At 64.6% G+C, this 13,988-nt stretch carries 10 protein-coding genes; 3 read left to right on the top strand and 7 right to left on the bottom strand.

The annotated features are described in order from the left end of the window. Positions 1-431 precede the first annotated feature (431 nt). A complete protein-coding gene (locus tag PE058_RS11395; RefSeq protein WP_271028433.1) occupies positions 432-5,090 on the top strand; it encodes a beta strand repeat-containing protein in 4,659 nt (1,552 codons plus the stop codon). 67 nt (positions 5,091-5,157) lie between these two features. On the opposite strand, the gene PE058_RS11400 is transcribed toward PE058_RS11395, so the two are convergent. From PE058_RS11400 to PE058_RS11415, 4 genes are read right to left on the bottom strand one after another with little or no spacing between them, the layout of a single operon-like run. Next, positions 5,158-6,021: a metal ABC transporter permease gene (locus PE058_RS11400; RefSeq protein WP_271028434.1), complete on the bottom strand. Its 864-nt coding sequence runs from the start codon at positions 6,019-6,021 to the stop codon at positions 5,158-5,160. Beyond that, entirely contained in the window at positions 6,018-6,887 is an 870-nt protein-coding gene (locus PE058_RS11405) for a metal ABC transporter permease (RefSeq protein WP_271028435.1), read from the bottom strand. The genes PE058_RS11400 and PE058_RS11405 overlap by 4 nt, the downstream gene beginning before the upstream one ends. Before the next feature lie 2 nt (positions 6,888-6,889). Then, on the bottom strand, positions 6,890-7,825 hold the full coding sequence (locus tag PE058_RS11410) for a manganese/iron ABC transporter ATP-binding protein (RefSeq protein WP_020087834.1): 936 nt from the start codon (positions 7,823-7,825) through the stop codon (positions 6,890-6,892). Next, the gene (locus PE058_RS11415) at positions 7,822-8,763 is read right to left on the bottom strand and encodes a metal ABC transporter solute-binding protein, Zn/Mn family (protein ID WP_026868314.1); all 942 of its coding nucleotides are present in this window, start codon (positions 8,761-8,763) and stop codon (positions 7,822-7,824) included. Before PE058_RS11415 ends, PE058_RS11410 begins: the two co-directional genes overlap by 4 nt. Before the next feature lie 229 nt (positions 8,764-8,992). Here PE058_RS11415 and PE058_RS11420 point away from each other — a divergent pair, with 229 nt between their 5' ends. Further along, positions 8,993-9,709 carry an adenosylcobinamide amidohydrolase gene (locus tag PE058_RS11420; RefSeq protein WP_271028436.1) on the top strand — a complete coding sequence of 239 codons (717 nt, stop codon included), beginning with the start codon at positions 8,993-8,995 and terminating at the stop codon, positions 9,707-9,709. 132 nt (positions 9,710-9,841) lie between these two features. Further along, positions 9,842-11,257, top strand: a complete 1,416-nt coding sequence (locus PE058_RS11425; protein ID WP_020087831.1) for a DUF6513 domain-containing protein — start codon at positions 9,842-9,844, stop codon at positions 11,255-11,257. Between the two features lie 27 nt (positions 11,258-11,284). Here the strand turns inward: PE058_RS11425 and PE058_RS11430 are convergent, their stop codons facing one another. Genes PE058_RS11430 through PE058_RS11440 form a run of 3 tightly spaced genes read right to left on the bottom strand, consistent with a single transcriptional unit; the run spans position 11,285 to position 13,960 of the window. Then, complete coding sequence (locus tag PE058_RS11430) at positions 11,285-12,043, bottom strand: iron ABC transporter ATP-binding protein (protein WP_271028437.1); 759 nt, start codon at positions 12,041-12,043, stop codon at positions 11,285-11,287. Continuing rightward, the gene (locus PE058_RS11435; protein ID WP_271028438.1) at positions 12,040-13,014 is read right to left on the bottom strand and encodes an iron chelate uptake ABC transporter family permease subunit; all 975 of its coding nucleotides are present in this window, start codon (positions 13,012-13,014) and stop codon (positions 12,040-12,042) included. The genes PE058_RS11430 and PE058_RS11435 overlap by 4 nt, the downstream gene beginning before the upstream one ends. Beyond that, positions 12,998-13,960, bottom strand: a complete 963-nt coding sequence (locus PE058_RS11440) for an ABC transporter permease (protein ID WP_271028439.1) — start codon at positions 13,958-13,960, stop codon at positions 12,998-13,000. The genes PE058_RS11435 and PE058_RS11440 overlap by 17 nt, the downstream gene beginning before the upstream one ends. Between the last annotated feature and the right edge of the window lie 28 nt (positions 13,961-13,988).

The raw sequence follows: 13,988 nt of genomic DNA on the forward strand, positions 1-13,988 counted from the left end.
GCAAGATGATCAGCCTCCGTGCTTTTGTGTTGAAAAGAGGCGGGCGAGTAGCTCCTTTATGAATCGTCTGTGGACAACCTGTGTGCAAGCCTTGCTTGTCGTGTCGGGTTGAAGCAGGCGCCGACCGGCGCGTTGCGGGGAATATCCGAAGCGCCGGTGTCCCCCAGAGGGCCCGGCTTGCACGGGTGGGGCTGCGCAGTCCGGAGAGCGTTTTGCTCTCCCAAAAGCGAGACAGGGCGCGGGGGCGCGTTCTGCAAACGCCGTGTTTGTCGGCGTCTCGCAATTCGTTTCCAGACCAAAGCGCGGGGTGCGCGGGTTTTTCGGTATGGCGCAAAAGCCGTAGCCGGCAGCGTGTGGCTGCCCGGACGGAGGCGTGCGCCCTGATCGAAAGCTCTGGTGGGCAACGTAGTGCGTTCGGGGAGTGGCGTTACATGTCGCGTCGCGTACAGGTTTCAGGTTCTCGCGGTCTTGCCGTTTCGATGCGGCCGCTTCTCTCAACCGTCAGTGCAATCGCGCTCGTCGCGGCTGTGAGCGTCGCGACCGCGGATGGAGCGAGAGCCGAGGAGTGCATAACGGATGTCGCAGCGACCACCGGAAACGCGGCAGGGCCCGGCTCCCACAATCACAGCATTTCTTCTGGCACGGACGGCGCGTCCTCGATAGGCGCGGGCTCCTTTGCGTGCGGACCCGGAGCGCAAGCTGTCGGACAAGGTACGACGGCAATAGGCGACAACGCGCAGGCGGGTTTGGATGGAATTATCGTCGACGTCAACAGCCCATTCACGACCGTCGTCGGCAACAACGCGACGGCAATAGGCATTACGAATGGGACCGTCGTCGGTCAGGATGCCAATATCACAGCGGTCGTTGGCAGCGCGAACAATGGAACCGTCATCGGGCAGGGTGCGAACATCAATGCGCTCGGAGGCAACGCCAACAATGGCACGGTGACGGGGCAGGGTGCGAGCATCAACGCCGTCGTGGGGGGCGATGCCAACAATGGCAGCGTGTTCGGTCACGGAGCGAGCATTACGGCCGTAGCTGGCCTTCATGCAAACAACGGCAGCGTTTTCGGCGACTCCGCCAGCATTCTGAGCAGCGGCGACGCCAGCGTGTTCGGTCAGGGCTCGTCAATCACGCTGAGTAACAACGCCAGTCTTTTTGGTCAGGGCTCATCCATCAGCGGAAGCCCGAATGCCAGCCTCTTTGGATCCGATTCCACGATCGCGCTCAGCCCGAACGGTACGGTCGTTGGCAATGGCGCGTCGTTGGTGGGCGGTCCCAACGGCACCGTGATCGGCCAAGGCGCAAGCGCGAACACATCGGGCAATGCAACTGTCGTCGGTCAAGGTGCGAGCGCGAACAACAGCCTCAACTCGAGCGTTTTCGGTCAGGACGCGCATTCGGATACGAGCTTCTTTTCGACTGCAATTGGCGCCGGTGCGGATACGAGCAACAGCACCGGCTCTGTCGCGCTTGGTGCGGGTGCAGACGCAAGCGGAACGCTCGGTTCCATCGCGATCGGCTCGGCCGCGCTTGCCAACGGTGACGGAACGACTGCTATCGGCACGGGCTCTGGTCAGGGATCGAGTGGGGACGGCAACACGTTTACCGGTGCTTTCTCCGGCCTCAACGTTGTCGGCAACTTGAACACGGCCAATGGTTTCGGTTCAGGTGTCAACGTCATCGGCAATAACAACAGCGCAACAGGCGCTCTCTCGGGCATCGGCGTGACTGGTGATTTCAATGCGGCCAGCGGATCAGGCTCAGGCAACGACGTAACCGGAAGCGGTAACAGCGCAACGGGCGCTCTTGCGGGCAATGGCGTGGAGGGAAGCGGGAATACCTCCAACGGTTTCGTTTCCGGCAATGCGGTTACAGGCGATCTCAATACCGCTGGCGGGGCACTCTCGGGCAACTTCGTGGATGGCTTCGGAAACACATCTTACGGCGCGTTGACCGGGAATGCGATCGGCGGCGACCGCAACAATGCGAGCGGCTTTGCGTCCGGCAATTTCATCTCGGGCGACGACAACCAGGCCGCTGGCACGCTCAGCGGCAACGGTGTGAGCGGCGACCGGAACAACGCGTTCGGGTTCTTTGCAGGAAATGGCGTGAGCGGGAGCGACAACTCCGCCAACGGCACCGGAAGTGGCAATCTCGTGAGCGGTGATTTCAATACTGCGCTCGGGGCTTTCACGGGCAATGGCGTGACGGGAGATCGCAACACCGCCGCTGGCTTCCTGAGCGGTAACTTGGTTGGCGGTTCGGACAACAGCGCGACGGGTACTGCGACGGGCAATATCGTCACCGGCTCGCGGAACGTGGCTGCTGGTGTCGGGTCGGGCAATGCGGTGAGCGGCGACGACAACAATACGACCGGCACAGGGACCGGCAACGTCGTGACCGGCTCGCGCAATGCTGCGAACGGCGTGCTCTCGGGTAACGTTGTGACGGGCGACGACAACCAGGGTTCCGGCACGGGCACAGGTAACATCGTCACCGGCTCGCGGAACGTCGCGGCTGGTGTTGGCTCCGGCAATGTGGTGAGCGGCGACGACAACAATACGACCGGCACGGGGACGGGCAATGTTGTCACCGGTTCGCGCAATGCTGCGAACGGCGTGCTCTCGGGTAACGTTGTGACGGGTGACGACAACCAGGGTTCCGGCACGGGCACAGGTAACATCGTGACCGGCTCGCGGAACGTCGCGGCTGGTGTTGGCTCCGGCAATGTGGTGAGCGGCGACGACAACAATACGACCGGCACGGGGACGGGCAATGTTGTCACCGGTTCGCGCAATGCTGCGAACGGCGTGCTCTCGGGTAACGTTGTGACGGGCGACGACAACCAGGGTTCCGGCACGGGGACTGGCAATATCGTCACCGGCTCGCGGAACGTCGCGGCTGGTGTTGGCTCCGGCAATGTGGTCACCGGCTCTGACAACAACACGACTGGGACCGGGACGGGTAACGTCGTGACCGGTTCGCGCAATGCTGCGAACGGCGTGCTGTCGGGCAACGTGGTGACGGGTGACGACAACCAGGGTTCCGGCACGGGCACAGGTAACATCGTGACCGGCTCGCGGAACGTGGCTTCTGGTGTCGGCTCCGGCAATGCGGTGAGCGGGGATGACAACAATACGACGGGGACGGGCACGGGCAATATCGTGACTGGCTCGCGCAATGCTGCGAACGGCGTGCTGTCGGGCAACGTGGTGACGGGCGACGACAACCAGGGTTCCGGCACGGGGACTGGCAATATCGTCACCGGCTCGCGGAACGTGGCAGCGGGTGTCGGGTCGGGCAATGTGGTCACGGGCTCTGACAACAACACGACGGGGACGGGAACGGGCAACGTCGTGACCGGCTCGCGCAATGCTGCGAACGGCGTGCTCTCGGGTAACGTTGTGACGGGCGACGACAACCAGGGTTCCGGCACGGGCACAGGTAACATCGTGACCGGCTCGCGGAACGTGGCTGCTGGTGTTGGCTCCGGCAATGCGGTGAGCGGGGATGACAACAATACGACGGGGACGGGCACGGGCAATATCGTGACTGGCTCGCGCAATGCTGCGAACGGCGTGCTGTCGGGCAACGTGGTGACGGGTGACGACAACCAGGGTTCCGGCACGGGGACTGGCAATATCGTCACCGGCTCGCGGAACGTGGCAGCGGGTGTCGGGTCGGGCAATGTGGTCACGGGCTCTGACAACAACACGACGGGGACCGGGACGGGTAACGCTGTCGGCGGCAGCCGGAACTCGGCGAAGGGCGTGGGCACCGGTAACGTCGTGCTGGGCGATGACAACAACGCCGAAGGCACAGCATCCGGCAACGTCGTGACCGGTGACGGCAACCAAGCGAGCGGCGTGGGCTCGGGCAACGTGGTGAGCGGCGACAACAACGGCGCGGAAGGCCTCGGCGTTGGCAACTTCGTCGGAGGCTTCAGCAACTACGCGCAAGGCGCATTCTCCGGTAATTTCGTCGCGGGCATCGGCAACCAGGCGAGCGGCATCGGCTCCGGCAACCTCGTCGTCGGCGTAGGCAATCAGGCCAGCGGTCTCGGCGTGGGCAACGGCGTGGCCGGTTTCAATAACCAGGCCAGCGGCGCGCTTTCCGGCAACGGCGTCGGCGGCAACAACAATCAGGCCAGCGGCTTCGCGTCGGGCAACCTCGTCGGAGGAAATCGGAACAGCGCTTCCGGCGTTGCAACGGGCAACGTGGTGACGGGCGACGACAACCAGGCTTCGGGCACCGGCACAGGCAACGCCGTCAGCGGCAGCCGCAACGTCGCGTCCGGTGTGGGCTCCGGCAATGGATTGAGCGGCAGCGACAACGTTTCGGTCGGCACAGGCGCTGGGAACGGACATGTTGCCTCTCGCACGATCTCGGTCGGCAACAACGCGCTGGCATCGGAAGACGACGCGATTGCTGTCGGTACGGACGCGGCAGCGTCCGGCGTGGCGGCGATCGCCATCGGCCAGGGTGCTGTTGCGACCGGGTCCGTCGCGATCGGCCGGGTCGCGCGTGCCTCGAACGGCGGTGCGGCGTTCGGCGACAACAGCACGGCCACCGGCGCGAATGCCACGGCGGTCGGTCCGGGCGCGACGGCGACGCATTCCAACTCGTCCGCCTTTGGAACGGGCGCGCAGACGACGACCTTCAACGAGATCGTCATCGGCCGCGGCACGGAGACTTACACGACGCCGGGCATCACGTCGGCGCTCAGCAAGTCGCGCCAGACGGGTCCGCTCGAAGTGGTGACGTCGGACAAGGCCGGGCATCTCGCGACGGACGGCGGCTCCATCTTCGAGCGCCTCGACGAATCCGAATCCGGCATCGCGCTCGCAATCTCCATGGAGAATCCGGATCTGATCGCGGGGGAGAAGTTCGGCATCGCCTTCAACGCGGGCTTCTATGAAGGTGCGCAGGCGCTCAGCTTCAGCGCACAAGGCGTGATGGGCTACAACGTGTTCACCGATGGCGACCGCGTGACGTTCTCGGGCGGCATCGGTGTGGGGCTGGAAAACGGACGGGGCAGCGACGTGGTCGGCGGGCGTGTGGGCGGCCAGATCACCTGGCGGTAAGCGCCGGTTCGAGGCAGACGTGTGCGGGGCTTGTAATCGGCGAGGGCCGGTTGCAGGCCCCGTCTCGTCAGGGCGTGCTGCTGCTCTTCGCCGGGAGCCTTCGGCGCAGGAGGCCGGTTCGGGGGGCTAGCAGGAAAGCGGCGACGAAGGCGGCTGCCTGGATCAGCACGATGCAGGGACCGGTGGCGCCGTCGATGTGGAAGCTCACGAGCGTGCCGATCACGCTCGATCCGATGGCGACGGCGGCGGATATGGCGAGCATGCGCTCGAAGCGGTCGGTGAGCAGGTAGGCCGTGGCGCCCGGCGTTATGAGCATGGCGACGACGAGAATGACGCCGACCGCCTTCAGCGCTGCGACGATGGTGAGCGACAGCAGCACGAGCAGGCCGTAGTGGATGAGCCGGACAGGAAGGCCGATGGCGCGGGCGTGCTGGGGATCGAAGCAATAGAGGAGGAGGTCGCGCCGCTTCGCCAGCACGATGAGCAGGGTCACGCCGGCGATCAGTCCGGTTTCCATGACGTCGCGCCAGGTGACGCCCAGCATGTTGCCGAACAGGATGTGGTTCAGGTGCTGGTCTGTCTCGACCTTGGTCATGAGCACGAGCCCAAAGCCGAACATGCCGGAGAAGACGATGCCCATGACAGTATCTTCTTTCACGCGGCTGTTTTCCTTGAGATAGCCCGTGAGCAGCGCGCAGGAGAGGCCGGCGGCGAAGGCGCCGACAGCCAGGGGAAGGCCGGTGACGAAGGCGAGCACGATGCCCGGAAGAACGGCATGGGAAATGGCGTCGCCCATCAGCGACCATCCGCGCAGGACGAGATAGCACGAGAGAACCGAGCACACCGCCCCGATGAGAACGGCCGCAATGAGCGCGCGCTGCATGAACTCATAGGCGAGGGGCGCGGTGAAGAAGTCGAGGATGGCGGTCATTGCGCGGCTTTTCCCGTGGCGTCGCCGGACGTCGCGGCCTGCCTGCGGGCGGCCAGCATCCCGTGCTTGGGGGCGAGGAAGAACGCGGCAAGGAAGAGCAGGGTTTGCAAGGTGACGATCACGCCGCCTGTCGCGCCGTCGATGAAGAAGCTGAGATAGGCGCCGAGGATGCTCGTGCCCGCGCCGATCGCCACGCTGAGGGCGAGGAGCTTGCCGAAGCGGTCGGTCAACAGATAGGCGGTGGCGCCCGGTGTTACCACCATGGCGATGACCAGACACGCGCCGACGGTTTGCAGCGCGGCCACCGTGCAGGCGCTGAGCAGCGTGAAGAACAGGATCTTGAGCAGCGCCGGGTTGAGACCGACCGAGCGCGCATGGGCCTCGTCGAAAAAGGCGACCATCAGGTCCTTCCACTTGAGCAGAAGGACGGAAAGCGAGATCGCGGAGATGACGACGACCTGGAAGGCGTCTTCGTCAGAGATGCCGAGGATGTTCCCGAGCACGATCGACTGCACGTTGACGGCAGTTGGATTTATGGAGACCAGCAGGAGACCCGCTGCGAAGAAAGCGGTGAACACGATGCCGATGACAGCATCCTCCCGCAGTTTGCTCTGCTGGCGCACGAACCACATGCCGACTGCGGCGAGCAGGCCGGCGAAGAAGGCGCCGGCGGCGAAGGGAATCTGGAGGAGATAGGCCCCGGCGACGCCCGGCACGATGGAGTGAGCGAGCGCGTCGCCCATCAACGACCAGCCTTTGAGCATCAGGTAAGCGGAGAGGAAGGCGCAGGTGGCGCCGACGAGACCGCTCACCCACATGGCCTTGACCATGTAGTTGTATTCGAAGGGGACCAGGAGCTCACCCATGGTCAGGGGCCTTTCTTGGACTCTTCCGTGCCGCGGCGCGGATCGTTGCGGTCGCCGTAGAAGACCACTGGACGTTCGTCGTCGGTGAGCACGGTGACGGCACGGCGGTCGTCGTCCGCATGGAGATCGGAGCCGCCGAGCTTGAAATGACGCAGCACGCCGCCGAACGCCTTCTCCAGGTTGGATTGGGTGAAGGTGGTGGCAGTGGGCCCGGCCGCGAGCAGCTTGCGGTTGATCAGCACCACCTGATCGCAGAAGTCCGGCACGCTGCCGAGGTTGTGCGTCGAGACCAGCATCAGATGGTTGCGCGCGCGGAGATCCCGCAGGAGCTCGATGATGGCGCTTTCGGTCTTGACGTCCACGCCGGTGAAAGGCTCGTCGAGCAGGATGATGGGGCTCTGCTGGGCGAGCGCGCGGGCGAGAAAGACGCGCTTCTTCTGGCCGCCGGACAGCTCGCCGATCTGGCGCTTGCGGAAGCTCGTCATGGAGACGCGTTCGAGGGCTTCGTCCACGCGGCGGCGGTCTTCCTTGGAGGCAATGCGCAGAAAGCCCATGTGGCCGTAGCGGCCCATCATCACCACGTCCTCGACGAGCACGGGGAAGTTCCAGTCCACGTCCTCGCTTTGGGGGACATAGGCGACGAGGTTGGCCTTCAAGGCGGCGTCGACGGGAAGGCCCGCAATGCGGATTTCTCCGCGGGTCGGGCGCACGAAGCCCATGATGGACTTGAAGAGGGTGGATTTGCCGCTGCCGTTCACGCCGACGAGGCCGCAAATGGTGCCCGCAGACAGCGAAAAGGACACGTCGTCGAGGGCGACGTGTCCATTGCTGTAGACGACGGTGACGTTGCGGACGCCGATGGAGGGGGCTCGGCCCGGCGGAACTCCTGTTGCAGGGCTTTTTCGATGCGCGCCGGCCGTTTCGAGGCTTTCGGTCAAGATGTGAAACCTTCGACGATCGTTTCCACGGTGACTTTCAGGAGGTCGATGTAGGTCGGAACGGGGCCGTTCGCGGCGCTCAGGCTGTCCACGTAGAGCACGCCACCGTAGCGGGCGCCTGTCTCCTTGGCCACTTGCTTCGCGGCCTTGTCGGAGATTGTGCTTTCGCTGAATACGACAGGGATCTTGTTGGCACGGACGAGGTCGATCACCTTGCGGACCTGCTTGGGCGTGCCCTGCTCGTCGGCGTTGATGGGCCAGAGAAACGCTTCGCGCATGTCGTAGTCGCGGGCCAGATAGCTGAAGGCGCCTTCGCTCGAGACCAGCCAGCGCTGGGCTTCCGGGATGGCACCGATGCGGGCGCGGAGCGGGGCGTCCAGCTCCTTGATCTTTGCTGCGTAGGCGGCCGCGTTGGCATTGTAGGCTTCGGCATGATCCGGATCATGCTGCACCAGGGCCTTGCGAATGTTCTCGATGTAGACGAGCGCGTTGGAGGGCGACATCCAGGCGTGCGGATTGGGCTTGCCCGTATAGGGGCCGTCGGTGATGCCCATGGGCTCGATGCCGTCACTCACGACGGCGCTGGGCACGTCCTTCACGTTCTCGAAGAACTTCTCGAACCAGCGTTCGAGGTTCATGCCGTTCCACAGCACGAGGTCGGCGGACTGGGCTTTGACGATGTCGAGCGGGGTCGGCTGGTAGTCGTGGATTTCGGCGCCGGGCTTGGTGATGGATTCGACGACGGCCGACGTTCCGGCGACGTTCTGGGCGATGTCCTGGATCACGGTGAAGGTCGTGACGACGCGGAAGGGCTTGGCCTTCTTTTCGTCTGCGGCGCGGGAAGGGGCCAGCAGGGCCGCCAGGGCGAGCAAAATGAAGCCCGCGATCGCTCCCATCAGAATGGAGCGGCGGATTTCTCCCGTTGCGGCAGGCTGCATGCAGGACTCCTGGATTGCATCGCTCCTTTATGCATATGCGAATGATTTGCAACTGTCAATGGGCGCCCTTCGGCGGAGCCTCGCACGGCGCGGCGCTTGCGCGCCGGAATTGCGGGCGCGGGACAGGTTTTCTCCCCATGGTTCCGGCCTTCGCTTGACCGGCCAGCGTTTTTTCGAGACGGTCTCCGCCGTTACGATCGAGACTTCCCACGCTGAAAGTGCTCCCCGCTTGAACCTGCCCTTTTCGATCTCATTTCGAGCGCCGCTTCTGGTCGCGACCTTTGACGCGCCTCAGGCGATGCTGAGCTGGTCGCTCACGAAGCCCGGGTTTCAAGACGCGCAGCGCGTGGCGTGGCTCGAAGTCCGGAACGTGGATCTCCCCGCCTCGGAGGATCCCCTCGTGAGCATCGAGCGGCTGATGCGGGATCATCATATCGAGGACGCCGTCACGCTGATCACCTCGCGCAACGTCGCGCGCCATCATCTCTTTCAGGCGACTGTGGAGGGGGAGACGGCGACGTGCCTCGCGACCGTCGGGCTCTCGAACGGGGAGCGTGTGGGGGAGCGGTGTGCCGAGCCGGTGTGGCTGCCGGGGACGGTCAATACGCTCGTCCATGTCTCCTCGCCGCTGACGCCGGGCGCATTGGTCGAGACGGTCTCGATCGTGGCTCAGGCGCGGACGGCCGCCATCCTCGACACGGACGTGCGCCGGGCGGGCGCGGCCATCACGGGGACCGGTACGGATTGCATTGTCGTGGCGGCGCCCAGGGGGGCGGACGGCGCGCGGTTCGCCGGGCTTCACACGGCGATCGGAGAGGCCGTCGGAAAGGCGGTCTATCGGGCCGTCGCCGAAGGTGCAGAGACGTGGCGGCGCGATTTCACGGCGCTGGTGGGAGATTCGGCCGCAGCCCGCCTGGCGGATGGGGCAGGCCGTCCGGACGCCTGATTCCGGGCATTGCGGGTGGCCTTGCCTTAACGACGGCTGCTTCTGACACTGCCACTCATGACGGGTGGCGTTGCGCTGGGGGCGGCCGGCGTGCCATGAGCAGAAAAGCAGAGGACGATTGAGAGGCAGGCGATGGCCGAGCGTGTGGTGCTTGTAACCGGGTCGCTGGCGGAGCCGCGCGTGAAGCGCGTGGCTGAGCAGGTGGCGAGCGATAAGCTCGATCCCGTCGTCGCCAACGTCGGCGTCAAAGTCGCCGCGTTGATGACCACGGACATCGTGGAGCGGCGCCTGACATTGCCGGAAGGGGCCGACCGGGTGGTGATGCCCGGCCGCTTCCGTGGCGATCTGGACCGCCTCTCGGATCACTTCGGCACGCGTTTCGAGCGCGGGCCGGACGAGGTGGCCGATCTGCCGGAATATCTCGGGCATGCGCGCGAGAAGGTCGATCTCTCCCAGCAGAACGTCACGATCTTTGCGGAGATCGTGGATGCAACTTTGATGACCCCGGCGGAGATCGTCGAGCGTTCAAGGAAGCTGCGGGCGGACGGCGCGGACGTGATCGATCTCGGCTGCCTGCCAGATAGCCCGTTTCCTCATCTCGAGGAGGCGATTGCGGCGCTGCAGGCGGATGGCGTGCGGGTGAGCGTCGATTCCTTCAATGCCGAGGAGCTGTCGCGCGCCACCAAGGCTGGAGCGGACTTCCTGCTCAGCCTTTCCGAGAAGACGATCGGCATCGCGGACGAAGGACCCGCCGTACCGATCCTGGTCTCGGCGGGCGCGGCGGATGCCGCTTCGCTCGATCGCGCCATCGACATGATGATTGCGAAGGGGAAGCCTTTTTATGCGGATCCCATTCTCGATCCTATCCACTACGGGTTCGCGGCTTCGGTGGCGCGCTATGTGGACCTGCGCAAGCGGCGGCCGGACGTGCCGATCCTGATGGGCATCGGTAACGTCACCGAGCTCACAGACGCGGACACGACCGGCATCAATGCGCTGCTGATGGGACTGTGCTCGGAGCTCGACATCACGGCGGTGCTGGCCGTGCAGGTGAGCCCGCATTGCCGCACGGCGATCCGCGAGTTCGATCGCGCGCGGCGCGAATATTTCGCGGCCAAGAAGGCCAACTCGCTGCCGCAGGGTTTCGGCATGGGGCTGATGGCGCTTCGGGATCGGCGCGGCTTTGCCTCCACGCCGGAGGAGATCCGCACGCTTGCGACCCAGATCCGCGACGTGAACTATCGCATCGAGGTCGCGGAGGACGGCATCCACATCTACAACAAGAACGGACATCACGTGTCCGACGATCCGTTCCAGCTCTACCCGCATCTCGAGACGCGATCGGACGCGGGCCACGCCTTCTATCTCGGAGTCGAGACCGCGCGCGCGGAGATCGCCTACCGTCTCGGCAAACGCTATGCGCAGGACGAGCCGTTGCCGTTCGGCGTCGTCGGCGAGACGCGCGGCTCTGCGGAGGATGCGCACCTGATGAAGTTCAAGGAAGCGGGCTCGACCTTCAAGAAGGACGAGAAGTCCGGGAAAGGCTGAGGCTCTGCGCGCCGGTGGCTGTTCGGGCTAGAGGTAGTACAGCCCCACGCGGTGGCCATCGACTTCGTGGATGGCGATGTCTATGCCGAAGATCTCGCGCAGAACGTCGGTTCTCACGATCTCCGCAGGCGAGCCCTGGCGCACGACGACGCCATCTCGCATGGCCACGATGCGGTCCGAATAGATGGATGCGAAATTTATGTCGTGGATGACGATGACGAAGGTCTTTTTCAGGTCATCGGCGATGCGCCGCAACAGCTTCATCATGCCGACCGCGTGCTTCATGTCGAGATTGTTCAAGGGTTCGTCGAGCAGCACGTAGTCGGTGTTCTGGCAGAGAACCATGGCCACGAAGGCCCGCTGGCGCTGGCCGCCGGAGATCTCGTCCAGAAAGCGGTCCGCGATGTCGTCGAGCGCCAAATAGCTGATGGCTTCCGAGACCATCCTCTGGTCCTCGGCGGTCATGCGGCCTTTGGAATGGGGGTAACGCCCGAAGGCCACGAGATCGCGAATGGTGAGGCGGGCGGCGATGTGGTTGTCCTGCCGCAGGATCGAGAGGCGGCGCGCGAGCACGTCCCCGGCGGTAGTTGCAACATCGAGGCCGTCGACCGTGACCGAACCGGCTGTCGGCGTCAGCAGGCGGCTGATGAGCGCGAGCAGCGTTGATTTGCCCGCTCCGTTCGCGCCGATGATGGACGTGATGCCGCCGCGCGGGAGGCTGAGCGAGACGTTGTCGACGACAACGGCGCTGCCGTAGCTCTTCGTCAGGGCCTTTGTCTCGATCATCGTTGTGCACTTCTAAGGGTGAGAATGATGAAGGCGATGCCGCCAGCGAACTCGATAATGATGCTGAGGGCGGTTTCGAAGGCGAACACCCGCTCGAGGACGATCTGGCCTCCGACGAGGGTGAGGATGGCGAGCAGGATGGCCACCGGCAGAACATGGATATGTTTGGATGAGCCGGTGATCTGATAAGCGAGGCTCGCGATGAGCAAGCCAAAGAAGGTAACCGGGCCGACGAGGGCGGTCGAGACCGAGACGAGGACGGACACGATCACGAGGATCAGTGTCACGGTCGCCTTGTAGTCCACGCCGAGGCTGATGGCGGCGTCGCGTCCGAGCGCCAGCACGTCGAAGGTGCGAAGGTGGCGCCATCCGAGCAACGTGGCGGCGACGAGAGCGACGGCTGAGATGAGCAGCACGTCGCTGTGCACGGTGTTGAAGTTGGCGAAGAGGCGGTCCTGCAGCACCACGAACTCGTTCGGCGCCATGATGCGCTGCATAAGGTTCGAGAGGCTGCGAAAGAGAACGCCGAGCACGAGCCCCACCAGAAGAACCAGATGCAGGCTCTGCATGCGGCCCGAGAACAGCGTGCGGTATAGCATCCAGGAGAAGGCGATCATGGCGGCGCATTGGGTGAGAAACAGCGCCTGCGGGCCGAGTGTCGTGACGCGGGAGCTGCCGACCGCGAAGACGAGGGTCGTCTGGATCAGGATGTAGAGGGAGTCCAATCCCATGATCGATGGGGTGAGGATGCGGTTGGCGGTCACCGTCTGGAACAGGACGGTTGAGACGGCGATGGCGTAGGCCACGAGCGCCATGGCCGCGAGCTTGGTGCCGCGGAAGGGAAGCACGAAATCCCATTGACCTTTGGCGCCGACCGTCATGAACGCGACGGCGGCGAGCAGGGTGGCGACGGCGAGCGCCGCGATGACCTGCAGCGGGCGGCGGTGGGCGGGATCAAGCCAGGCGAGCATGTTTGCGCAACAGGAGATGGAGGAAGAGGGCGCTGCCCACGACGCCGAGCATGGTCCCGATGGGGATCTCGTAAGGCGCGTTGATCAGGCGTCCGGCGATGTCGCAGGCGAGCACGAGCCCCGCGCCGAGGAGCGCCACCCATGGCACGGTGCGCCGGACGTTGTCGCCCAGGGTGAGGCTTACGAGGTTCGGCACCACGAGCCCGAGGAAGGGGATCATGCCGACGGTTACGACGACGACGGCCGTCACCACCGAGACGATTATCAAGCCCATCGAGACGACCGAGCGATAGTCGAGCCCGAGATTGACGGTGAAATCCTGCCCCATGCCGGCGACGGTGAAACGATCGGACATGAGATAGGCGATCACGGTCAAGGCGAACGCGAGCCAGAGCAACTCGTAGCGGCCGCTCAGGATCATCGAGAAGTCGCCCGTGCTCCAGGATTCGAGCGACTGGATCAGCTCGAACCGGTAGGCGATGAAGGTTGCGACCGCGTTGATGACGCCGCCGAGAAGGATGCCGATGAGCGGCACGATGAGGGTCGAGTGCAGGGGGAGCCGCTGGAGGATGCGAAGAAAGATCGCGGTTCCGGCGAGGGCGAAGAGGGATGCTACGATCAGCTTTACGAAGATGGGCGCGCCGGGAGCTGCGATGAGCACGGCAAGAAAGCCGAGCTTCGCGGCTTCGACGGTGCCGACGGTCGACGGCTCGGCAAAGCGATTGCGGGCTAGCATCTGCATGAGGGTGCCTGAAACCGCCATCGCGGTACCTGCGAGAATAAGCGCAAGCGTTCGCGGAAGCCGGCTGATGAGAAGGACCTGCATGGGGCCGTCCTGCCATCCGGATTCGAGCAACGTGGAAAGGGTCACGTCGCTTGCGCCGATGAACAGGCTCGTGAGCGCGAGGCTCACGACGATGGCGATGCCCAGGGCGATGGGGAGCATGGCGGTGTTCGCTCGATAGTTTGGCGGA

It is taken from the genome of Hyphomicrobium sp. DMF-1, assembly GCF_027886585.1.
GTDB classification, from domain to species: Bacteria; Pseudomonadota; Alphaproteobacteria; order Rhizobiales; family Hyphomicrobiaceae; genus Hyphomicrobium_C; species Hyphomicrobium_C zavarzinii.

Excerpts from the sequence above, each read along its gene's own strand:
- PE058_RS11400 (WP_271028434.1), bottom strand. The coding sequence starts at position 6,021 with ATGACCGCCATCCTCGACTTCTTCACCGCGCCCCTCGCCTATGAGTTC.
- PE058_RS11430 (WP_271028437.1), bottom strand. The coding sequence starts at position 12,043 with ATGATCGAGACAAAGGCCCTGACGAAGAGCTACGGCAGCGCCGTTGTC.
- PE058_RS11405 (WP_271028435.1), bottom strand. The coding sequence starts at position 6,887 with ATGGGTGAGCTCCTGGTCCCCTTCGAATACAACTACATGGTCAAGGCC.
- PE058_RS11415 (WP_026868314.1), bottom strand. The coding sequence starts at position 8,763 with ATGCAGCCTGCCGCAACGGGAGAAATCCGCCGCTCCATTCTGATGGGA.
- PE058_RS11435 (WP_271028438.1), bottom strand. The coding sequence starts at position 13,014 with ATGCTCGCCTGGCTTGATCCCGCCCACCGCCGCCCGCTGCAGGTCATC.
- PE058_RS11395 (WP_271028433.1), top strand. The coding sequence starts at position 432 with ATGTCGCGTCGCGTACAGGTTTCAGGTTCTCGCGGTCTTGCCGTTTCG.
- PE058_RS11425 (WP_020087831.1), top strand. The coding sequence starts at position 9,842 with ATGGCCGAGCGTGTGGTGCTTGTAACCGGGTCGCTGGCGGAGCCGCGC.
- PE058_RS11440 (WP_271028439.1), bottom strand. The coding sequence starts at position 13,960 with ATGCTCCCCATCGCCCTGGGCATCGCCATCGTCGTGAGCCTCGCGCTC.